The organism is Pseudomonas sp. PB105 (assembly GCF_009764655.1).
Lineage (GTDB): Bacteria > Pseudomonadota > Gammaproteobacteria > Pseudomonadales > Pseudomonadaceae > Aquipseudomonas > Aquipseudomonas cyclaminis.
In genome coordinates this window covers 50985-73973 of sequence record NZ_RWIO01000092.1, presented here as the reverse complement: position 1 = coordinate 73973, position 22989 = coordinate 50985, and the positions used below count along the sequence as shown (strand labels likewise).

Annotated in this window: 18 protein-coding genes; 1 reads left to right on the top strand and 17 read right to left on the bottom strand. The window is 62.2% G+C overall.

The genetic code is table 11. The features are described 5' to 3' along the window. Window positions 1-26: 26 nt before the first annotated feature. The 12 genes from hutG to hutC form a co-directional block, all read right to left on the bottom strand. Window positions 27-827 carry an N-formylglutamate deformylase gene (gene hutG / locus EJD88_RS22125; protein ID WP_158879036.1) on the bottom strand — a complete coding sequence of 267 codons (801 nt, stop codon included), beginning with the start codon at window positions 825-827 and terminating at the stop codon, window positions 27-29. 11 nt (window positions 828-838) lie between these two features. Continuing rightward, on the bottom strand, window positions 839-2044 hold the full coding sequence (hutI, locus tag EJD88_RS22120; RefSeq protein WP_158879035.1) for an imidazolonepropionase: 1206 nt from the start codon (window positions 2042-2044) through the stop codon (window positions 839-841). Between the two features lie 15 nt (window positions 2045-2059). Beyond that, window positions 2060-3469, bottom strand: a complete 1410-nt coding sequence (locus EJD88_RS22115) for an amino acid permease (RefSeq protein ID WP_099583843.1) — start codon at window positions 3467-3469, stop codon at window positions 2060-2062. A gap of 109 nt (window positions 3470-3578) precedes the next feature. Then, window positions 3579-5111, bottom strand: a complete 1533-nt coding sequence (gene hutH, locus EJD88_RS22110; RefSeq protein ID WP_112193033.1) for a histidine ammonia-lyase — start codon at window positions 5109-5111, stop codon at window positions 3579-3581. 41 nt (window positions 5112-5152) lie between these two features. Further along, on the bottom strand, window positions 5153-6661 hold the full coding sequence (gene hutH / locus EJD88_RS22105) for a histidine ammonia-lyase (RefSeq protein WP_158879034.1): 1509 nt from the start codon (window positions 6659-6661) through the stop codon (window positions 5153-5155). A 136-nt stretch (window positions 6662-6797) separates the two neighbouring features. Next, window positions 6798-7622, bottom strand: a complete 825-nt coding sequence (locus EJD88_RS22100; RefSeq protein WP_016972280.1) for a glycine betaine/L-proline ABC transporter ATP-binding protein — start codon at window positions 7620-7622, stop codon at window positions 6798-6800. Beyond that, window positions 7619-8470: a proline/glycine betaine ABC transporter permease gene (locus EJD88_RS22095; protein ID WP_053140441.1), complete on the bottom strand. Its 852-nt coding sequence runs from the start codon at window positions 8468-8470 to the stop codon at window positions 7619-7621. Before EJD88_RS22095 ends, EJD88_RS22100 begins: the two co-directional genes overlap by 4 nt. 71 nt (window positions 8471-8541) lie before the next feature. Next, window positions 8542-9507, bottom strand: a complete 966-nt coding sequence (locus EJD88_RS22090; protein ID WP_112193031.1) for an ABC transporter substrate-binding protein — start codon at window positions 9505-9507, stop codon at window positions 8542-8544. 68 nt (window positions 9508-9575) lie between these two features. Then, window positions 9576-11021, bottom strand: a complete 1446-nt coding sequence (locus EJD88_RS22085; protein ID WP_158879033.1) for a cytosine permease — start codon at window positions 11019-11021, stop codon at window positions 9576-9578. Window positions 11022-11101: 80 nt separating this feature from the next. After that, window positions 11102-12805 (bottom strand): urocanate hydratase, encoded by a 1704-nt coding sequence (gene hutU, locus EJD88_RS22080; RefSeq protein ID WP_112193030.1) that lies wholly within the window; start codon window positions 12803-12805, stop codon window positions 11102-11104. Between the two features lie 322 nt (window positions 12806-13127). After that, window positions 13128-13688 (bottom strand): HutD family protein, encoded by a 561-nt coding sequence (locus EJD88_RS22075; protein ID WP_158879032.1) that lies wholly within the window; start codon window positions 13686-13688, stop codon window positions 13128-13130. Next, window positions 13685-14395 (bottom strand): histidine utilization repressor, encoded by a 711-nt coding sequence (gene hutC, locus EJD88_RS22070; protein ID WP_244653868.1) that lies wholly within the window; start codon window positions 14393-14395, stop codon window positions 13685-13687. Before hutC ends, EJD88_RS22075 begins: the two co-directional genes overlap by 4 nt. A 147-nt stretch (window positions 14396-14542) precedes the next feature. Here hutC and EJD88_RS22065 point away from each other — a divergent pair, with 147 nt between their 5' ends. Beyond that, on the top strand, window positions 14543-15907 hold the full coding sequence (locus EJD88_RS22065) for a formimidoylglutamate deiminase (RefSeq protein ID WP_158879031.1): 1365 nt from the start codon (window positions 14543-14545) through the stop codon (window positions 15905-15907). Between the two features lie 57 nt (window positions 15908-15964). Here EJD88_RS22065 and EJD88_RS22060 read toward each other — a convergent pair whose 3' ends face one another. The 5 genes from EJD88_RS22060 to EJD88_RS22040 form a co-directional block, all read right to left on the bottom strand. Beyond that, window positions 15965-16534, bottom strand: a complete 570-nt coding sequence (locus EJD88_RS22060) for a lipocalin family protein (protein ID WP_099583855.1) — start codon at window positions 16532-16534, stop codon at window positions 15965-15967. A gap of 30 nt (window positions 16535-16564) precedes the next feature. Then, window positions 16565-16819 carry a hypothetical protein gene (locus EJD88_RS22055; protein WP_099583856.1) on the bottom strand — a complete coding sequence of 85 codons (255 nt, stop codon included), beginning with the start codon at window positions 16817-16819 and terminating at the stop codon, window positions 16565-16567. A 176-nt stretch (window positions 16820-16995) separates the two neighbouring features. Next, complete coding sequence (locus EJD88_RS22050) at window positions 16996-18006, bottom strand: class 1 fructose-bisphosphatase (protein WP_003237460.1); 1011 nt, start codon at window positions 18004-18006, stop codon at window positions 16996-16998. Window positions 18007-18115: 109 nt separating this feature from the next. After that, window positions 18116-19468, bottom strand: coding sequence for a DUF3999 domain-containing protein (locus EJD88_RS22045; RefSeq protein ID WP_158879122.1), 1353 nt, complete (start codon window positions 19466-19468; stop codon window positions 18116-18118). Beyond that, window positions 19468-22980 (bottom strand): DUF2339 domain-containing protein, encoded by a 3513-nt coding sequence (locus EJD88_RS22040; protein ID WP_158879030.1) that lies wholly within the window; start codon window positions 22978-22980, stop codon window positions 19468-19470. Before EJD88_RS22040 ends, EJD88_RS22045 begins: the two co-directional genes overlap by 1 nt. Window positions 22981-22989 lie beyond the last annotated feature (9 nt).

The following is a 22989-nucleotide window of genomic DNA, read 5'->3' as shown; positions in this document are numbered from 1 at the left end:
AAAAGATACAAGTCCGGCAGGGCTGATCACTCGTAGCGCGTCTGCCCCCACGCGAGGAAACCCTGCAGCAACTGCTTCAACACCACCCGCGTCGGCTCAGCCAGATCCGCGCGATACCTAAACGGCTCGACCTCTTCCATATAAGTGCTCTGGCATAACTCCAACTGCACCGCATGGATATCCTGCGCCGGGTCGCCGTAATGCCGGGTGATATGCCCGCCCTTGAAACGCCCGTTCAGCACATGGCTGTACTGCGGATGCTGCGCGCAGATGGCTTCCAGTTGGCTGGCCAGTTTCGGGTCGCAGGCGGCGCCGTTGAAGGTGCCGAGGTTGAAGTCCGGCAGTTTGCCGTCGAACAGGTGCGGGATTACCGAGCGGATCGAGTGTGCATCGAACAGCAACGCGTAGCCGAACTCGGCCTTGAGCCGTGCCAGTTCCTCTTGCAGCGCCCGGTGATACGGGCCCCAGATTTTCTGCAGGTAACTGGCGCGCTCTGCCTCGCTCGGCTCCAGGCCTTCACGGAACAACGGCACACCCTCGAACAGCGTGGCAGGGTACAGGCCGGTGGTGGCGCCGGCGTACAGGGGTTTGTCGTCGGACGGCCGGTTGAGGTCGATGACAAAGCGCGAGTACTGCGCCGAGAGCGTGCTGGCGCCCAGTTCCTCGGCAAAGTCGTACAGCGCGGGGATATGCCAGTCGGTGTCCGGCAAGCTTTTTGCCTCGTCGATCAACCCGGCTTCCACCGCAGGCGTCAGGCGCAGGCCGGCGTGGGGCATGCTGATCAGCAGCGGCGTGCGGCCTTGTTTGAAGTTCAGAACCTTATCCACAACAGCACTCCTTACACAGTGACATCGACGCCATGGCGCACGACGCGTTTATCCAGGTCACCGCCCAGCCAGTAGGCCAGGTCGGCGGGTCGATCAATCTGCCACGCCACAAAATCCGCCACCTTGCCCACTTCCAGCGAGCCATGGGTCTCGCCCATGCCCAGCGCAGTGGCCGCATGTTGGGTGGCGCCGGCCAGGGCTTCTTCGGGGGTCATGCGGAACAGGGTGCAGGCCATGTTCAGCATCAGGCGCACCGAGAGTGCCGGCGAGGTGCCGGGGTTGAGGTCGCTGGCGATGGCGATTTTCACGCCGTGTTTGCGCAGGGCGTCCATCGGCGGCAGTTGGGTTTCGCGCAGGAAGTAGAACGCTCCCGGCAGCAGCACGGCGACAGTGCCCGACGCAGCCATGGCGATGGCGTCTGCTTCGGTCATGAACTCCAGATGGTCCGCCGACAACGCGTGATAACGCGCCGCCAGGCTGGAGCCATGCAGCGACGACAGCTGCTCGGCATGCAGCTTTACTGGAAGGCCGAGTTGCTGGGCGACCTTGAACACCCGCTCCACCTGCTCGGTGGAAAACGCCAGGTATTCGCAAAAAGCATCCACGGCGTCTACCAGCCCCTCGTCTGCCAGCGTCGGTAGCATTTCGGTGCAGATATGCTCGATGTAATCGTCGGCGCGGTCCTTGTACTCCGGCGGCAGGGCATGGGCCGCCAGGCAGGTGGCGCGCACGCTGACCGGCAGTTCGTCGCCGAGGCGCCGGGCTACGCGCAGCATCTTGCGTTCGTTGGCCAGGTCCAGGCCGTAACCGGACTTGATCTCCACCGTGGTCACGCCGTCGCGCAGCAGGCTGCGCAGGCGTTTTTCAGCACTGGCAAACAGTTCATCTTCTGTCGCAGCGCGGGTGGCGCGCACGGTGCTGGCGATACCACCGCCCTTGGCCGCAATCTCGGCATAGCTCACGCCCTCAAGGCGCTGCTCGAATTCGCCACTGCGATTGCCACCAAACACCGTGTGGGTGTGGCAGTCGATCAGCCCGGGGGTGACCCACGCGCCTTGCAGGTCATGCACCTGGGCGTAGTCCGCCGTCGGCACTTGGCTGCGCGGGCCGATCCACTCGATGAGTGAGCCGGCAGTGACCAAGGCAGCATCCTCGATGATCGAGTAGTGACCACCAGCCATGGTTGCAACGTGGCAGTGTTGCCAAAGGGTTTTCATCAACGCCTCCCTAAGTTATCGATGAGACACAGCCGGGTCGTAATGGACCTTGGCCGCTTGCCCGGCGGCGGGCTTGACCCACAGCAGGTAGGCAACGACCAGCAGCACGATCCACACGGCGCCGACCAGCAAGGCTGCCTGGGTGTCCGGGAAGTAACCCAGCACACCAAATACAAACAGCATGAAGACGATGGCCGCCGCTGGCGCATAGGGCCAGAACGGCACCGGGAATTTCAGCTCGGCGACCTGTTCTTTGGTCATCGAGCGACGCATCGCGACCTGGGTGAACAGAATCATCAGCCATACCCACACCGTAGCGAAGGTGGCAATCGAGGCAATCACCAGGAACACGTTTTCCGGGATCAGGTAGTTGAGCAGCACGCCGCCGAGCAGCGCTGCGCCCATCACCACCACGGTCATCCACGGCACGCCCTGCCTGGACAGCTGGGCAAACCCCTTTGGCGCCTGCCCTTGTTGAGCCAGGCCGTACATCATGCGCCCGGCGCCGAAGATGTCACTGTTGATCGCCGAAACTGCCGCCGAGATCACCACAATGTTAAGGATGGTCGCCGCCGAGCCGATGCCCAGGTTGCTGAAGATCTGCACGAACGGGCTGCCCTGGCTGCCGATCTGCGGCCATGGGTAGATGGCCATCAGCACAAACAGGGTCAGCACGTAGAACAGCAGGATGCGCAGCGGCACAGCGTTGATCGCCTTGGGGATCACGCGCTGCGGATCTTTGGCCTCACCGGCGGTGATGCCGATGATTTCGATACCGCCGAACGCGAACATCACCACCGCGAACGAGGCGATCAGGCCACCGACGCCGTTGGGCATAAAGCCGCCGTGGGCCCAAAGATTGCTAAGCCCGCTGGCCTGGGTCTCGCCTGCCGAGTGGATGCCGAACAGCATGATGCCGAAACCGCCGAGGATCATCGCCACAATGGCGCCAACCTTGAGCAGCGACAGCCAGAACTCCATCTCGCCAAACACTTTGACGTTGCACAGGTTCAGGCCGCCGATCAAAAACACGATGCCAAGCACCCAGACCCAGCGCGCCACCTCGGGAAACCAGAAGCCCATATAAATGCCGAACGCGGTGACGTCGGCGAGGCAGACGATGATCATCTCAAACGCGTAGGTCCAGCCGAGGATAAACCCGGCCATTGGGCCCAGGTAGGTGCTGGCGTACTGGCCGAAAGAGCCGGACACCGGATTGTGCACGGCCATTTCACCGAGGGCGCGCATCACCATGAAGACCGCGGCGCCGCCAATCAGGTAGGCCAGCAGCACGGCGGGGCCGGCCATCTGGATGGCTGACGCGGAGCCGTAGAACAGCCCGGTGCCGATGGCCGACCCCAGTGCCATGAAGCGAATATGTCGGGCGCTGAGGCCGCGTTTCAAACCCTTTTCTTGCTGGTGCATTTCTCGTCCTTAATTATTTTTATCCTGAGAAAATTAGAATCCGCGCTCGGGGCAACTGCTTTTTTGTGGTGAGCGGGCTGGCCCGCTCACCACAGAGAGCGAGTGTCGCTTACAGGCTCGGCAACAACTTCGCCGGCACCAGCTCATTCAGACAGCGGCTGGCGAGCAGTTCGCTGGCGGCGATGATGTCCGGGGCGAAGAAACGGTCCTTGTCGTAGAACGCCACTTTGGCGCGCAGAATGCCCCGCGCTTTTTCCAGCTTTGGCGAGGTCTTCAGGCCTTCGCGCAGGTCCAGGCCCTGGCACGCGGCCAGCCACTCGACGGCGAGGATGCCACGGGTGTTCTCGGCCATTTCCCAGAGGCGCTTGCCCGCAGCGGGGGCCATGGACACGTGGTCTTCCTGGTTGGCGGACGTCGGGATGCTGTCGACGCTATGGGGATGGGCCAGCGCCTTGTTTTCGCTGGCGAGCGCAGCGGCCGTCACCTGGGCGATCATGAAGCCGGAGTTCACGCCGCCATTGCCCACCAAAAACGGCGGCAGTTGCGACATGTGCTTATCCATCATCAACGAGATACGGCGCTCACTGAGCGAGCCGATTTCGGCGATGGCCAACGCCATGTTGTCGGCGGCCATGGCGACCGGTTCGGCATGGAAGTTACCGCCGGAAATCACATCGCCTTCAGCCGCGAACACCAGCGGGTTGTCCGACACGGCGTTGGCTTCGACCACCAACACGTCGGCGGCCTGGCGGAACTGGGTCAGGCACGCGCCCATCACTTGTGGCTGGCAGCGCAGGGAATACGGGTCTTGCACCTTGTCGCAGTTCTGGTGCGACTGGGACACCTGGCTACTGTCGCCGAGCAGGTCGCGGTAAGCGGCAGCCGAATCAATCTGCCCGCGTTGGCCGCGAGCGGCGTGAATGCGGGCGTCGAACGGCGAGCGCGAGCCCAGCACCGCCTCTACAGTCAGGCCGCCACAGGCCAGGGCGCCGGCGAACAGATCTTCACCTTCGAACAGGCCGCGCAGGGCATAAGCGGTGGACACCTGGGTGCCGTTGAGCAACGCCAGGCCTTCTTTGGCGGCGAGGGTCAGCGGCGTGAGGCCGGCAACTTTCAGCGCTTCGGTGGCTTCCAGCCATTCGCCTTTGTAGCGCGCCTTGCCTTCGCCCAGCAGCACCAGGGACATATGGGCCAGCGGCGCCAAGTCACCGGACGCACCGACCGAGCCTTTCAACGGAATATGCGGATAAACCTCGGCGTTGATCAGCGCGATCAGCGCGTCGATCACTTGCCGACGAATCCCGGAGAACCCACGGCTCAGGCTGTTGACCTTGAGCACCATGACCAGCCGCACCAGCGCATCGCTGATCGGCTCACCGACGCCGGCGGCGTGTGACAGCACCAGCGAACGCTGGAGGTTTTCCAGGTCTTCGCTGGCGATGCGGGTCGAGGCCAGCAGGCCGAAACCGGTGTTGATGCCATAGGCGGTGCGGTTCTCGGCGAGAATCTGCTCCACGCAGGCCACACTGGCTTCGATCTGGGCCGAGGCACTGTCATCCAGACTGAGCGTCACCGGCTGCTGGTAGATGGCCCGCAGTTGGGCAAGGCTCAGTTGGCCTGGAATCAGATTTAGCGCAGTCACGTTCGTACTCCTTGTAAATTATTTTTCGAATAAATAGGTGTTCAGTGCAAATTGGGTAACACGGTGTCTTTGAGCAGCTTGGCGGCGGCTTCGATGTCCGGTGCCAGCCAGCGGTCCTGCTCGTAAGCCGGGACCACTTCACGCAGCAATCGCCAGGCGCGGTTGGTGCCTGCGCCGAAACGCTGGTCCTTCAGGAATTCAAATGCCTGGGCCGCCAACAAGTATTCGATGGCGAGGATCTGGGTAACGTTGGCCAATAGTTGATGCAGCTTGAGCGCGGCGTTGGTGCCCATACTCAAGTGGTCTTCCTGCAGGCCCGAGGTGACAAAGTTGTCGAGCACCGCCGGCTGCGCCAGCTGACGGTTTTGCCCACACAGCGATGCGGCGACGTATTGCACGATCATCATCCCGGAGTTGACGCCTGGGTTGCTCACCAGGAAGGCCGGCAAGCCACTGACGTGGGGGTTGATCAAACGGTCCAGGCGGCGCTCGGCCACCGAGCCGATCTCGGCCATGGCGATGGCGAGCAGGTCAGCGGCCAAGGCGACGGACTGGCCGTGCGGGTTGGCCTGGGATACCACGCGGTAGCTGTCCGGCGTGCCGAGCAGCAACGGGTTGTCAGTGGCGCTGTTGAGCTCGGTCTCGATCTGGCGGGTGGCGTGCTCCACTTGGTCCCGCGCCGCGCCGTGGATCTGCGGGATCGAGCGGATGCTCAGGGCGTCCTGGGTGCGAATGCCTTTGCTGCTGGCGATCACTTCACTGCCGTCGAGCAACGCACGCAGGTTGAGGCCAACGCGCTGCATGCCGGGGTGCGGCTTGAGGGCGATGATTTCTTCATCGAAGGCGTCGATCTGACCGCGCAGGGCTTCGAAACTCATGGCACCGATCACATCGGCCCATTGCAGCAGGTGATGGGCATCAGCCAGGGCCAGGCAGCTCAGGCCGGTCATGCACGGCGTGCCGTTGACCAGGCACAGGCCGTCTTTGGCGCCGAGCACTACGGGTTGCAAGCCTTCAGCCTGCAAGGCGGCTTGTGCGGTCACGATCTGGCCGCGATAGCTCACTGTGCCGACACCCAACAACGTCACGCCGACATGAGCCATATGGGTCAGGTAACCCACCGAACCCTGGGACGGCACTTGCGGCGTAATGCCGTGATTGAGCAGCGCCAGCAGCGCCCGCACTACCTGCGGGTGCAGGCCGGACTTGCCGTGGCTGTAGTTGATGATGGCCGCGCAGATGATTGCGCGGGTCTGCTCATCGCTGAGCACCGGGCCGACACCGCAGGCGTGGCTCAGCAGGGTATTGCGCGACAGTTGGCTGAGTTGCTCGCCCGCAAGCGACACATTGCACAGCGCGCCCAGGCCGGTGTTCACGCCATAGGCGCGTTCGCCGCTGGTAACGATGCGCTGCACGATGGCCTGGGCATTGTCGATCCGCGCCCAGGCCTGGCCGGAGAGTTCGAGGACGGCGCCGTGGCGGGCGACGGCGACGACGTCCTGCCAGTGCAGGAGGGTGTCGGCGATGGTGATTTTTGTTGCCTGGGACATCTTCATACCTTCTTTAATGCTTGTGCAGCCTTACCGGCCCTATCGGGGGCAAGCCCCCTCCCACATTTGGAATGCGATCCCCTGTGGGAGGGGGCTTGCCCCCGATAGGGCCAGCAGCCTCACCACCAAACCCGGATCAGACCACCGCCGCGCGCCGCTGAACAAACCGGTCCACATACTCATCCGCCGGCGAATGCAGGATTTCCCGAGGCGTGCCGACCTGGATCAGCTTGCCGTCCTTGAGGATCGCGATGCGGTTGCCAATGCGCACGGCCTCGTCGAGGTCATGGGTGATAAACACGATGGTCTTGTGCAGGGTCTTTTGCAGCTCCAGCAACTGGTCCTGCATCTCGGCGCGGATCAGCGGGTCGAGGGCGCTGAAGGCTTCGTCCATCAGGATGATGTCGGTGTCGGCCGCCAAGGCGCGGGCCAGGCCGACGCGTTGGCGCATGCCGCCGGAGAGCTGGTGCGGGTATTTGTTTTCGTAGCCCTTGAGGCCCACGGTTTCGATCCAGTGCAGCGCACGTTCGGCGCACACCTGCTTGGTTTCGCCACGCACCTTGAGGCCGTAGGCGACGTTGTCGAGCACGCTTTTGTGGGGCAGCAGGCCGAAGCTCTGGAACACCATGCTGATCTTGTGCCGACGGAATTGACGCAGCGCGTCCATGTCCAGTTGCAGGATGTCTTCGCCGTCCACCAGGATCGCGCCGCTGGTGGGGTCGATCAGGCGGTTGAAGTGGCGCACCAGGGTCGACTTGCCGGAGCCCGACAGGCCCATGATCACGAAGATCTCACCGGTGCCGATGCTCAGCGACAGGTCGTTCACGCCGACCACGCAACCGGTCTCGGCCAGCACCTGGTCCTTGGTCTTGCCCTGCCCGACCATCGCCAGCGCGTCTTTGGAGCGGGCACCGAAGATCTTGAAGACGTTTTTGACTTCGATTTTGCTGACAGTCGTCATTTGCTCGCCTCATGCCGTGGACGGCCATAGGCCTGGGTAATGCGGTCGATGACCACTGCAAGAATCACGATCGCCAGCCCCGCTTCAAGGCCACGGCCAACGTTGAGGGTCTGGATGCCGACCAGCACGTCTTCGCCCAAGCCACGGGCGCCGATCATCGAGGCAATCACCACCATCGACAACGCCATCATGGTGGTCTGGTTGATACCAGCCATGATGCTCGGCAGCGCCAACGGCAATTGCACACCAAACAGTTGCTGCCAGCGGTTGGCGCCGAAGGCGTTGATGGCTTCCATGACTTCGCCGTCAACCTGGCGAATGCCCAAGTCAGTCAGGCGAATCAGCGGCGGCGCGGCGTAGATCACTGTGGCGAAAATCGCCGGCACCTTGCCCAGGCCGAACAGCATCAGCACCGGGATCAGGTACACGAAGCTGGGCATGGTTTGCATGATGTCGAGCAGCGGCATCAACACCGAACGCAGGCGATTGCTGCGTGCCGAGAGGATGCCCAACGGAATGCCGATCAGCACCGAGATCACCGTGGCAACCATCATCAAGGCCAGGGTCTGCATCAGCTTGTCCCACAGGCCAACCGCGCCCACCAGGAACAGCAAACCGACGATTACCGCCGTGGTCACTACCTTGCGCGTGGCGTGCCAGGCGACCGCGCCGACGATCGCCAGCATCAGCCACCAGGGCGCTGCGCGCAGCAGGCCTTCGAGGTTGACGATGGCCCACAGCAGCGTGTCGGAAATCTGCCGGAACACATCACCGTAGTTGGTGACCAGTGAATCCACCCAACCGTTGACCCAGTCGGCAATGGAAAACGTAAAACTCTCAGGAAACATAGCGTGCTCTCGATCCAATGGGTTGTGGCCAGTCGCCCGGCCACCCCTGAGGGTAGCCGTGCACACTTGACCTACAAGGCCGCGTCGATTTTCTTGGCTGCGTCTTCGCTTACCCAGGCGTGCCAGACTTCAGGATGTTCCTTGAGGAAGATCTTCGCCAGTTTCGGCGACTCAATGCGTTCCTTGGCCATGCGCCCCAGGTTCTGGTTCAGCAGGTCGATGGGCAGGTTGACCTTTTCCAGCACAGCCACCAGTTCCGGGGCTTGTTCGTGGAAGGTCTTGGACAGGCCGACCTTGATGCTCACGCTTTTATCCACACCGGGTTTTTCTTCGAGCTTGACCAGGTCGACCTGGCCCATCAGCGGCGTCGGCGACCAGTAGTAGAACAGGATCGGCTCGCCGCGCTTGTAGCTCGACAGCACCGCCGCATCCAGCGCCGGGCCGGTGCCTGGGCGGAAGTTGGTGTAGGTGCTTTCCAGGCCGTAGCTTTTGAGCATTTCGCTGTTGTCCAGCTCACAGGTCCAGCCGGCCGGGCAGTTGTAGAAGCGGCCTTTGGACGGCTCTTCCTGGTCCTTGAACACCGAGGCGTACTTGGCCAGGTCGGCGATGTGCTTGAGGTCCGGCGCCTTGGCTTCCAGCTTGCGCTTGGCGTCGCCTTCGATCACATAGCGCGGCACGTACCAACCCTCGATGGCACCCACCACAGGCGCACCGACGCCGACGACTTTGCCGGCCTTCTCGGCCTTGTTCCAGACTTCGCTGCGGCCGACCCATTCTTCGGCAAACACTTGGATGTCGTTGCTGCTCAGGGCGTTTTCCATGGTGATGGAGTTGCCTGGCAGGCTGTCGGTTTTGCAGTCGTAGCCTTTTTCCAGGACGGTTTGCAGGATGTCGGTGAGCAACATGCCGCTTTCCCAGTTCAGGCCTGCGAATTTCACCGGTTTACCGGACTCGCACCAACCGGCCGCCTGGGCGCCAGCGCTGGCCAGCAAGCCTGCAGAGAACAACGTGGTCAGCAGGGTCTTATGCATTTTCATTGTGTGACGCTCCCAATCATGAAATGGATTACGGCAGTCAAAAGGCGTCCTGCCTTGTCCACGTCCCATCAGGCCTGTGCAGCCAGCCCGGTTGTTGTTGGTGTAGCGCCCTGCTCTACCGGCAGGATCAATTGATCGGGCACCGTGCCGTGCCATTTTTTCGCACACAGGTAATACAGCGCGGCGGGCAGTACCAGGCCGATGATCCAGGAGATATCCACACCCCCAAGGGCGCTCACCAGCGGGCCGGTGTAGAACTTGGTGGCGATAAATGGCATCTGCACCAGCACACCGAAGACATAGACGCTGATACCCAGTGGGTTCCAGCGCCCGTAGCGACCCTTTGGATCAGCCAGTGCTGGCACGTCATAGCGCTCGCGCGTGATGCAGTAGTAATCCACCAGGTTGATCGCGCTCCAGGGCGTAAAGAACGCCAGCAGGAACAGAATGAAAGACTTGAACGCACCGAGGAACGAATGCTGGCCGAGCAACGCGATCAGGGTCGCCGTACCGACGATGGCCACCACGAACACCAGACGCTGCAGACGCGTAACCTCCAGGCGACCGCGAAAGCCGCTGATGATAGTCGCGATGCACATGAAGCTGCCGTAGGAGTTCAGTGTGGAGATGGTGACCTTGCCGAACGCGATGCTGAAATACAGCAACGCAGCGGTAGCGCCACTGCCGCCCAGGCCGACGATGTACGCCACCTCGTGACCGGCGAATTGCCCGTTGGCCATGGCCGCGGCAAACACGCCGAGAATCATCGCCACCTGTGCGCCAATCACTGAACCTGCGCCGGCGGCAAGGAAGGTTTTCACCGAAGACGTGCTGCTCGGCAAATAGCGCGAGTAGTCCGCCACATACGGCCCGAACGCGATCTGCCAGGAGGCGGCGAGGGACACCGCGAGCAAGAAACTGCTCCAGCTGAAATGGCGGATTTGCAGCAATGCACCAATGTCAGCCTGGCCCATCAGGCGACTGAACAGGTAAACGAAGGCAATCACACCAATGACGCTGGCGACGCGCCCGATGAAGTGGATCACCCGATAACCCAGCACCGTGACCAGCACGATGACACTGGCGAAAAGCAGGATGCCGGTGCTGTCGCTGACCCCGAACAACTGGCCCAGCGCCTGACCTGACAGAACGGTGCCGGTTGCGGTGAAACCCAGGTACATCAGGCACACCAACACGATCGGAATGGCCGCGCCATACACACCAAACTGCACGCGGCTGGAGATCATCTGCGGCAGGCCCAGTTTGGGCCCTTGCGCCGCATGCAACGCCATGACGCCACCGCCGATCAGTTGACCAATCAACAGACCGATCAACGACCAGAACACATCACCGCCCAGCACCACGGCCAAGGCCCCGGTAACGATGGCCGTGATTTGCAGGTTGGCACCCAGCCACAGGGTGAACTGGCTCAAGAGACGACCGTGTCTTTCCGCTTCCGGGATGTAGTCGATCGAACGTTTCTCGATCAACGGGGTGGTGTCGTTTGCAGCCATGTCGATTCAACCTCTGATGGATTGTTTTGGTGTGCAATACCGTTCAAATGTGGGAGGGGCTTGCCCCCTCCCACATGGGGTTATTTGATCATCGGGAGATTGAGGCCCTGCTCCTTGGCGCAGTCGATGGCGATCTGGTAACCGGCGTCTGCGTGACGCATCACGCCGGTGGCCGGGTCGTTGTGCAGCACGCGGGCAATCCGCTCGGCGGCTTCGTCGGTGCCGTCGCAGACGATCACCATGCCGGAATGCTGGGAGAAGCCCATGCCGACGCCACCACCGTGGTGCAGCGAGACCCAGGTCGCACCGCTGGCGGTGTTGAGCAAGGCATTGAGCAGCGGCCAGTCGGACACGGCGTCGGAACCGTCCTGCATGGATTCGGTTTCGCGGTTGGGGCTTGCCACCGAGCCGGAGTCGAGGTGGTCACGGCCGATTACCACCGGCGCCGACAGCTCGCCGCTGCGCACCATTTCGTTGAAGGCCAGACCGAGCTTGGCGCGCTGGCCCAGGCCGACCCAGCAGATACGCGCCGGCAGGCCCTGGAAGCTGATGCGTTCGCGGGCCATGTCCAGCCAGTTGTGCAGGTGGGCGTCGTCCGGGATCAGCTCTTTGACCTTGGCGTCGGTCTTGTAGATGTCTTGCGGGTCGCCCGACAGCGCAGCCCAGCGGAACGGGCCGATGCCACGGCAGAACAGCGGGCGGATGTACGCCGGTACGAAACCTGGGAAGTCGAACGCGTTTTCCACGCCTTCTTCCTGGGCCATCTGGCGGATGTTGTTGCCGTAGTCGAAGGTCGGAATGCCTTGCTTCTGGAATTCCAGCATGGCTTTGACGTGGGCGGCCATCGACTGCTTGGCGGCCTTGATCACGGCAGCCGGCTCGGTCTTGGCGCGGGCGCGGTATTCGTCCCAGGTCCAGCCAGCGGGCAGGTAGCCGTTGAGCGGGTCGTGGGCGCTGGTCTGGTCGGTGACCATGTCCGGGCGCACGCCGCGCTTGACCAATTCAGGCAGGATTTCTGCCGCGTTACCCAGCAGGGCGATGGAAATCGCTTTGCCTTCCTGGGTGTACTTGGCGATACGGGCCAGGGCGTCGTCGAGGTCAGTGGCTTGCTCGTCGACATAACGGCTGGCCAGACGGAAATCGATGCTGACCTGCTGGCACTCAATGTTCAGCGAGCACGCGCCGGCCAGTGTTGCGGCCAGCGGCTGTGCGCCGCCCATGCCGCCGAGGCCGGCAGTCAGGACCCAACGGCCCTTGAGGTTACTGTCGTAATGTTGGCGACCGGCTTCGACGAAGGTTTCGTAGGTACCTTGGACGATGCCCTGGCTGCCGATGTAGATCCAGCTGCCGGCGGTCATCTGGCCGTACATGGCCAGGCCCTTGGCATCCAGTTCGTTGAAGTGTTCCCAACTGGCCCAGTGCGGCACCAGGTTGGAGTTGGCGATCAACACACGCGGGGCGTTGCTGTGGGTCTTGAACACGCCGACCGGCTTGCCGGATTGCACCAGCAGCGTTTCGTCGTCGTTCAGGTTCGTGAGGCTCTCGACGATCTGGTCGTAGCACTCCCAGTTACGCGCAGCACGGCCAATACCGCCGTATACCACCAGTTCTTTCGGGTTCTCGGCCACTTGCGGGTCGAGGTTGTTCATCAGCATGCGCAGCGGCGCTTCGGTCAGCCAGCTTTTGGCGGTGAGCGTGTTACCGCGGGCGGCGCGGATTTCGACGTCACGGTATTTTGTAGGCCTAGTTTTCGAAAAATCGGTCACTGCTGGACTCCTCGGCATGGTGCGCGGACAGTGATGGTGCGAAGGAGAGTCTTACGCACACATCTTTACTTGTATGTACAAGCATATGCAATCGAGCGGCCAACTTGACGGGAGAGGTGTTGAGATTTTTTTAGAAAGCGCGTGCAAGCCTTGGAAATTAAGGCTTCGGGGCGTGTTGAAATTTCTTGCAGGGGGCTTTGGCAGCGAGGGCGGTTTGTCACGAGAGCATGGTTTTGCGCCACGCTGGGGCATTCGGTAACAAATTGGTGCGAGGGTTGGAAACAGATTTATGAGCGACACAAAAACAAATGTGGGAGGGGGCTTGCCCCTCCCACCCTTTTTAACCGCGTGCGGTCAGTTCAATGATGCAACTGCGGCCACTGACCGAGATATCCAAAAGCCCAGTGTTACCGTCCACCTGCAGACAATCATGATGCCCGAGCTTCTCGCCCAGCACCCTCACCTCATCGGCAACACTGAACACCAACACCGTCTGCGCCGAACTGAAAAACCGCTGCACACCATCCACCCACTGCAAACGGGCTTGGTAACGCTCAGGCGAATAGATCAGGTTGAAATCGCGAATCGGCCCGGTGATCAATCGGCACGACACCTGGCTGTCACCCTTGAACGCGAACGGTTGCAGCGGTAACAGGCCGCGCTGCTCTTCACCGTCCACCGTCAACACCATGCCCGCGCCCTTGATCACGGTGATCACGCGCTGGTAGCCGGCGAACGTCGAGAAGCCACCGGACTCGGCGATATCGGCAATCGACAGGCGCCAGCCGAAGCCATCCAGGCCGTCGCCGGCATCACGGGTGATTTCTTCGGTGCTGCCACCGCCGTTTTTCCACGGCATGCGGACGTAATCGGCGGCGCGCCAGACGGTGACTGCACTCATTTGCTGAATCGTCCTTCGAGGCTGTGACGGGAACCGGGGTGAATCAACCGTGCGGCAGTCACCGGCTGGCGACCGGACCAGGTACGGCGGCGAATCAACAAGCAAGGTTCATTGGGTTCGATCTGCAACAGCTGGCATTCGGCAGCGTCAGCCAGGATCGCTTCAACCACGTGCTCGCCCTCGGTCAGCGGTGCGACCTGGTTGAGGTAGGCGTAGGGCGTTTGCTGGGTGAAATCCTGTTGCAGGTATTCCGGCGCGACCAGGGCGTTGACGAAACGGTCCTCGATTTGCACGGGAATGTCGTTCTCGAAATGCACGATCAACGAGTGGAACACGCGCCCGCCTTCACGCATTTCCAGGGCGACGGCGCGCTCGGAACCGGCGGCCTCTTCGCCCAGGTGGATGACTTGGCAAGTGTGTCGATGACCGCGGGAGGCGATCTCATCGGCAATGTTGTGCACTTCAAACAGCGCCGACTGGCTCTTGGGCTCGGCGACGAAGGTGCCGACGCCCTGCATGCGCACCAGCAAACCTTCTGCAGTCAGCTCGCGCAGGGCGCGGTTGATGGTCATGCGGCTGAAGCCCAGTTGGCTGACCAGTTCGCTCTCCGACGGCACGCGGTAATGGGGTGGCCAGTTGCCGTTGAGGATCTGCTGGCTGATCATCTGTTTGACGCGGGCATACAAGGGCGCCGGACTTTCGTCCATGTGGGCAGCCAGCGAAGACTTGGCGGGCGGAGTCGGCACAGGGAATCCTTGCAGGGGGAAAAGATGCATAGATTGCCGGAGTTTACCGAGCAGGCAAACGTCTGTATATGTATATACAAATAAACACACGACCGGAGTGCTCTGAACATGTCCGCTTTTTTTGCCGAACGCGCACTGCTGCCTAATGGATGGGCCAACGATGTACGTCTTGAAGTCGGCGCCGATGGCCTGCTGACACAGGTGGTGGCCAATGCCAATGCAGAGGGCGCCGAACGGCTGAAAGGCCCGGTGTTGGCGGGCATGCCCAACCTGCACTCCCATGCATTCCAACGCGCCATGGCGGGTTTGGCCGAAGTGGCCGGCAACCCGAACGATAGCTTCTGGACCTGGCGTGAGCTGATGTACCGCATGGTTGGCAAGATCAGCCCGGAGCAGCTGCGCGTCATCGCACGCCAGCTGTATATCGAGATGCTCAAGGCCGGCTACACCTCGGTGGCCGAATTTCACTATGTGCATCACGCTGTCAGCGGCCAGCCTTATGCCGACCCCACGGAGTTGTCGCGGCAGATCAGCCTTGCGGCGGCCAGCAGCGGGATCGGCCTGACGCTGTTGCCGGTGCTTTACACCCACTCCGGTTTCGGCGGACAGGCGCCGAATGACGGCCAGCGGCGCTTTATCAACAGCACCGAAAACTATCTGGACCTGCAAGCGCGCCTCAGCCCCATTCTGGCGACGCAGCCGGCGCAGCAACTGGGCCTGTGCTTCCACTCACTGCGCGCCGTGACGCCGCAACAAATCAATCAAGTATTGGCCGCCAGCGACAAGGCCTGCCCGATCCATATCCACATCGCCGAACAGCAAAAGGAAGTCGACGACTGCCTGGCCTGGAGCGGCAAGCGTCCGCTGCAATGGCTGTATGACAATGTCGACGTGGATGAGCGCTGGTGCCTGGTGCACGCCACTCACGCGGATGCGCAGGAGGTCACGCGCATGGCGGAAAGCCGGGCAATTGCCGGCTTGTGCCTGACTACCGAAGCCAACCTGGGCGACGGGATTTTCCCGGCGGTGGATTTCCTCGCCCAAGGCGGGCGCATGGGCATTGGCTCCGACAGCCATGTGTCACTGAGCGTGGTGGAAGAACTGCGCTGGCTGGAATACGGGCAGCGCCTGCGCGATCAACGGCGTAACCGCTTGTATCGCAATGACCAGCCGATGGTTGGCCGTACGCTGTTCGATGCGGCGCTGGACGGTGGCGCCCAGGCGCTTGGGCAGCCGATTGGTCGGCTGGAAGTGGGTAAGCGTGCGGATTGGATTGTGCTCGACGGCACAGATCCATACCTGGCCACGGCCAGCGAGGACGGCATTCTCAATCGCTGGCTGTTTGCCGGCGGTGATCGGCAGGTGCGGGATGTGTTGGTGAACGGTAAGTGGGTGGTGCGGGATGGGCATCATGCTGGCGAGGAAGAAAGCAGCCGGGCGTTTACGCAGGTCTTAAGGGATCTGCTCGGTTAAAAAATGTGGGAGGGGGGGCAAGCCCCCTCCCACATTTCTAACAGTGGCGATCCTGGGTTACTGCGAAGTCTTCGCCATCTGCTTGTCCGACGTCCGGTAGATCAACCGCGTGGTGTCATACCCCTGCTGTCGCGCCCTGCTCAGCAGGTCTTCGCGGGTGTCAGCGCTGACCGTTGGCGTGCGCGACAGGATCCACATGTAGCGCCGGCTCGGGCTGCCGACAATGGCGGTCTTGTAGTCATCGCTGACGTACAGCACCCAGTAATCGCCCTTGGCGACGCCCGGAAGCAGTGACGTGAACCAGTTGTTGAATTCCACCCAGAGCTTGTCAGTCTTGCCAGCTACTTGCGGCGTGGCTGTGCCCTTGGCTTCTTCCCACTTCCAATCAGTGGTCAGGCAGCGGTTGAACACCGACATGTCGCCATCGGGCAGCAAGCTGTAGCGGGCTTCGGACTGCGCGCAGTTGCGCTGAAAGTACATCGGCAATCGGGCCAACTCATACCAGGTGCCCTGGTAACGCTTGAGGTTGACGCTGCCGGCGGTCTTGGGTTGCAGATCATCGCCAGAATGGCTGGCACAGCCCGCCAAAAACAGGCTGGCACAAAGGCACAAAACAAAACGCATCATTCTTCTTCTCCCGCAGGCTCTCGCCCCGGTTTACTTCAGGCCTTGCCCGGAAAACATCAGAACTTTGTCACCGGCATATTGAACGCTGATAAAGCTGGTTTTATCGCCCCAGGTGCAGCTGGACATGCCCAGTGCGCCGGAACAATCGGTCGGTTTGCCCAACAACGATTCCACATCGGCCTTGGCCATGCCGGCCGACAACTTCGCGTAATTTTCCTGGTTGACCTTGCTGCAAGCGGCCAACAGCACGCAAAAAGCCAGCAAAGCGAGACGGCGTAACGACATGGAATAACTCCTGGAGGGACAAGGCAGCGTGGGTATCTGCCAGAAGCTTAGAAGGGAAAACAGGTGTCTGGTTCCCGACGAGCAAAAACAAAAAAGCCCCGAAAACGCTGAAACGTTTCGGGGCTTCTTTAAGGGTGAACCGGCTCACAACAACGCCGATCACTTATCGCCGCAGCTTACTTCTTGTGATAAGCCGTGACGCGCTCAACTTCTTCCTTCGAACCCAGGAACACCGCCACACGCTGGTGCAGGCCTTCCGGCTGGATGTCGAGGATACGCTGGTGGCCGTCGGTGGACGCGCCGCCCGCTTGTTCAACCAGGAACGACATCGGGTTGGCTTCGTACATCAAGCGCAGTTTGCCCGGCTTGGACGGCTCGCGGCTGTCACGTGGGTACATGAACAAGCCACCACGGGTCAGGATACGGTGCACGTCGGCAACCATCGCGGCAACCCAGCGCATGTTGAAGTTTTTCTTCAACGGGCCTTCTTCACCGGCCATCAACTCGCCCACGTAGCGGGTCACCGGCTCTTCCCAGTGACGCTGGTTGGACATATTGATCGCGAATTCCTGGGTCGATGCAGGAATGGTGATGTCTTCGTGGGTCAGTACGAAGCTGCCCATTTCGCGGTCCAGGGTGAAACCCTTGACGCCGTCGCCCAGGGTCAGCACCAGCATGGTCTGCGGGCCGTAGATCGCGTAGCCGGCAGCGACCTGCTCGGTACCTGGCTGCAGGAAGGCCTTTTCGTTCAGGGCTTCGTTCTGGCTCAGGTATTCGTTCGGGCAACGCAGCACGGAGAAGATGGTGCCGACGGGTGCGTTGATGTCGATGTTGGACGAACCGTCCAGTGGGTCGAACACCAGCAGGTAGGCGCCTTTCGGGTACTTACCCGGGATCTGGTAGGCATTGTCCATTTCTTCGGACGCCATGCCGGCCAGGTGACCGCCCCACTCGTTGGCTTCGAGCAGGATCTCGTTGGAGATCACGTCGAGCTTCTTCTGCACTTCGCCCTGCACGTTTTCAGTGCCCATGCTGCCCAGGACACCACCCAGTGCGCCTTTGGACACGGCATGGCTGATTTCCTTGCAAGCACGCGCAACCACTTCGATAAGGAAGCGCAGATCGGCAGGCGTGTTGTTGCTGCGGGTCTGCTCAATCAAATAGCGACTCAAGGTAACGCGGGACATGTAAGGCTCCGGAGAATGGGGGGCTTGAAAACCCGCGCAGTTTAACGCGAGTCGGGGCGTATTTCCTCCTATCAGAGGATTTAAACCCAATAGAGTTCATGGACTTTATTTAACGTGCCGCCGGTGGCTTGCGCAGCAAACTGTAGGCCATGGCACCGAGTGCCGCCACGCCGAGCAGCAAGACCGCCCAGAGTCCGAGTTTTTTCCAGTTCGGCCCGTCGTCGACAGCCGCTACCACCGCCGGCGACGCGACCGTCATTTCCCCGGCGACCTTGGCCTGCCCCAACGTGTCGAGGCGCTCGGCGCTGTAATCGGGGATCAGGGTCGACAGCGGCAGGTTTGCGGACTTAACCGACGCATTGCCCAACGCCAGGCTGAACGGCGGCTCACCCCGTGCCAGGAACACCAACTGCGTAGCGCGCACCGCAAAGCCCAGCGCCGGGGCATCCACCCCCAACCCGCCACCGCGCTCGTCCACCTGCAATTTGAGTTCAGTCACGACCTGGCCCGGCAGCTGCAATTCATCCTGCACCACGTCCTGGCCGTTTTGCGTCAGGCGGTACAGCAAGCCATTGCTCAGCGGCTGCCACGTTTGTTTGGCATCGCTCCGTCCCGACAAGGTCACCGGTGCCAGCGTGTTGGGCTGCTTCAGCTCGATGCGCAGGCGCTCGACACTCAGCCCCGTCGGCAACTGCCAGCTGTACTCCCCGGCCTTGAGTCGCGTGCCCGCCACTGGCTGCGACCACACCAGCGGCATTGGCAGACTGCTGCGCGTAGCGCTCACCAGTTTGGCCGAAGTCAGCAGCGGCGCCGCCTGCCCCTTCCACACCAGGCGCAGGTAGCGCGCCGGGCGCCCTGGCAGGCTGACGTCATGCTGCTCCACCCGTTCGTCGGCGAACGACAAGCGCGCCACTTGCCCCTCGCCCCAAGGCTCCCAACGTTGCAAATCATCGCTGGCTTCAATGCTGAAACGCTGGAAGCCCTCTTGCTCGCGGCTCCAGTCCAGGCTCAGTTGCTGCAAGGGCGCCTTGATCGCACTGGCGTCCAGCACCCAGCCGCGCAACACCTGCTTGCCGGGTTTGGCGGCGGATGAAGGTTTGATTTCCACCAGGGTGCCTTCGCTGGTGGTTTTCATCACCACACCGGGCAGGGTTTCCTGAGTGTCGGCGGCGTACAGCGGGAACCACTTCACATCGGCGACGTTGCGACTTTCGGTGCGCTGGGAAGATTGACGCGACAGCGCATACGCCTGGGGCTCACCGGCGGCATTAAACACGCGCACGTCACTGAGGTCGGCCTGGCGTGCGTTGAGTTGCACAGCCAGCGGCAATTCAAGGCGATACCAGGGGCCGTTGCCGCTGACGCTCAGCGGCACACGGTGGGTGAAATCAGCCGGACCTTCCTGAGCCGATGCCACCAACGCCGCACACATGCCCACCACGGCCACGCTCAACTTACCGATCAAGAGGATGCTCCTTCAGTTTCGATCACAGGTTCGGCCCGCTTGGGCGGCAGCGGCGCGAAATAACCCACCACCAGCAACAGCCCGCCCACGCCGATAAACGACACGATCCGCGCCAGCCCGCCACGGTTGCTCAGTTCAACAAAAAACAGTTTGGCCACCACCACCGCAATCAACGCCGCGCCGATCAACCACACTTCGCGACGATGGCGCAGATGGCCGCCGATCATCAGGCCGAGCGCGATCAAGGTCCACACAATCGACAAGCCGGCTTGCACCAGCATCGACTCCAGCAAGGCATCCAGCTGGAACGGCACGCCACCCCAGTGATGCGCGGTGCGCATGACCAGCGCCGTGAAGAACGCAAACAGCGAGAGGCCCGCGACACCCTGGGCGACCGACTCGGCACGCGGCCCGCGTTGCGGTGCCACACTTCGGGACCACAGGTAAATACCCAGCAGCGCGAACAGCAGGCCCAGGTCCAGCGGGTTGAGCAGTGGCACATAAGGCAACGGATTGGCGGTGCCGTCGCTGAAGGTATTCGCCAGCCAGAACCAGCCGAGCATCAGCACGGCCAATGGCAACGCGGCCAGGACTCGGTACTCCCTCGGGTACGCCGACACCGGCCACGGCCAGGTGCGCGGCGCCGCAGCCAGCACCAGGTACAGGCTTGGCAGGATCGCCCAGCCCAACCAGCGCCAGGCGTTGTATTCGGCCGACAGCCGCAACAGTCCATAGCGCAACTCCAACGCCAGCACGCCGATCAACATCCAGCAGCCGAGAACGTGGGCAATACTCAGCATCCTGGCCGCAACCACAGGCGCCAAACGGCGTAGCGAGATGAAATGCACCACGAATACCGCCAACCAGGCCAGCCAGCCGTACTGTGCCGCCGGGTGATAGTAAGCGTGGGCAGACACCAGCAACGCCACGCCCGCCGCTGGCATCAGCAAGGTGCACAGCACACCCAGGGATGCCCAGCGCAGTCGCGCCGCGAGCAGCGCCCAAATCGCCACGCTCAACGCCGCAAGACCCAGCAGGAAAGCCCCCAGCAACTCCTGCGCAACAAAGCGCAAGACTTCGCCGCCCAGCGCCAGTGTCCACCACGCCGCCCCCCACACCAGCAACAGGTCGGACAAGCGTTGCAGCTTCAGCACCGCGAACACCGGCGCATGGGGTTCACGTTGCAAGCGCCACGCGCCGATCAAGGCGGCCAGTCCCAACACCATCGGCGTCCAGAAACCACTGTGCGCCATCGGGCTCAAGCCTTCGCCGGTCAACGGTCCGAGCAATTGCGGCACTGCCAGCAGGAACGAACCACCACCGACCAATTGCAGCAGCAACCCGAACACAAAACTGACACGCTGTTGCAAGTACAGGCTCAGCCAGATGATCAACAACCCACTGGCCGCCCAGACGCCGCTGGCGCTTTCCCATGGCAGCACAAACAGCACCGCCAGATTGATCAGCACCAGACCGGCGAGCAGCACCACCGATAACCCACGTAACAGCCGCGCATCGCTGCGCACCATTTCGTCGCGTGCCGCGAGCAGCATGCCGCCAATCAAGGCCAGGCCGATCAGTGAGGCCGTGAGCAAACCACTCCAGCCCGCATTGAATACCGCCGCGCCCTCCCCGCCCTGCAAGCGCAGCAGGAACAACGCGCCGCCCAGCAATTGCACCGCGAACGCAGTGAACAGGAAGGTACGCGAACCGATGCGCAGGCCAATAAACAGGGTCGCCAGACCGGCAATGGCCCAACTGATCGCGGTACCCTGGGTCAGCAACAACAACGGCGCCAGCAGGTACAAAAAGCTCAGGCCCAGGCACGCCAACACCGGCTGGCCTTTGCGCTCCCAGCCTGCCGCCTGTTCTGCCGATGCCTTGCGCAACTGAGCGAAGCTGAACAGCAACGCTGCGCCAAGCAACAGCGCACCCAGCGGCGCACCGGTAAGCAGGCTGTGTTCGCCAATGCGCAGCTCGCTGAGGAAGGCCAGCGCCGAGCCTAATTGCAGCAACAAGCCAAACGCCCGCGCCAGCGGCCGCTGCTGGCGCAAACCGAGCCAGAAAATCCCGGCGCCTTCCACGGCCCACGCCGCAGCCGTCCAACGCGCATCAAGCCCCAGCGGAATCGCCAGGCTGGCAAAGATCACGCCCAGGGCCAGGCAGGTTTCCGTCAGCAGCAACGCGCGCCCGCCACTGAGCAACCGCGCCAGGCCCATGTAAATGATACCCAGGCCCAACGCGCTGAAGGCCGCAGCGAATTCCAGGTGCTGCACCAAGGCGAACTGCAAGCCAAAGCCCACCAGCGGCGGGCCAAACAGCATGCTGCCGTCAACGTAATCACCTTTGGCGGCCGACCAGCGCAACAACGCATCCCGGCCCTCGGGCGCGTCGCCCATCTCCAGCAATTTGCGGCGGGCGAACAACAGGCCGATGGCCAGGTACATCAGGAAGAACAGGATCAGGAACGGTTCGGTACTCCACAACAGTTCCGGCGTGTAGGAACGCATGCCCCAGGCGAAGCCGATGCCGAAGGTGCCGACAAAACCGATCAGGTTGAGCAAGCGCCAGGCCTTGAACCAGGCGATGGCGAGGATGCCGGTGTTGAGCAAGGCAAAATAGCTGAACAGCGCGACATGGTTGCCAGCGCCGGTGGACGTGAGGATCGGTGCCGCAAAACCGCCGAGGGCTGCCGCGCAGGCCAGGCCCAAGGCGTCCTGGGTAATCGCCAGGATTGCCGAGAACACCGTGACTGCCACCAACAGCCCCAACGCCGCGCTCGGGTCGATCAGCGGGTGCAGGCGCATCGCGGCAAACACGGTCAGGTACAGCACCGCGATGCCGGTGCCTTGCAGCATCAGCCCGTAATTGCTGTTGCGCAATCTCAGCCACCAGCCCAGGCCCAGCAGGCCGACAGCGGCGCCAGCCACACCGGCGTAACGCAGCTCGATCGGCACCACCATGCCTTCGGTGGCGTAGCGCAGCAGGAAGGCCAGGCCGAGGAACAACAGCACCACGCCGACACGCAGCACGGTGTTGCCGCCAAACAACCAATTGCGTGCGCCAGCGATCGCGCGCTCGATCAGGTTGGGGCCGCGAGGGATAGCAGGTTCTTTAGGTTGTGGGGTTGGATCGGGCGCCCACACGTCAGCCGGCAGAGGCTGGCTCGGTTCGGCGACGATGGCGACAGGCGCCAATTCCGCCGGCAGTTCCCAAACAAGTTCGGGCGCCTTGGCGACGGGTGTCGGCTCAGAGATGGAGGGCTCGACAATCACAGGGCTGGTCGGCGCGGGCACTTCCAGTTGCCGCAGGCGATCACCCAGAGCGATCAACGCCTTCTGCGTGGTTTCCAGCTGACGCGCTTGCTGATCCGCTTGAGTCGCAAGCTTCGACAGACGAATCGCCTGGCCAATGCCCAACCCCAGCAGTGCGCCGATGCCTGCGTCATAGAACGACTCATCGAGCGTCCAGCCGAGCACCAGGCCAATCAGCATGAAAATCCATTGCATGGTCGATAT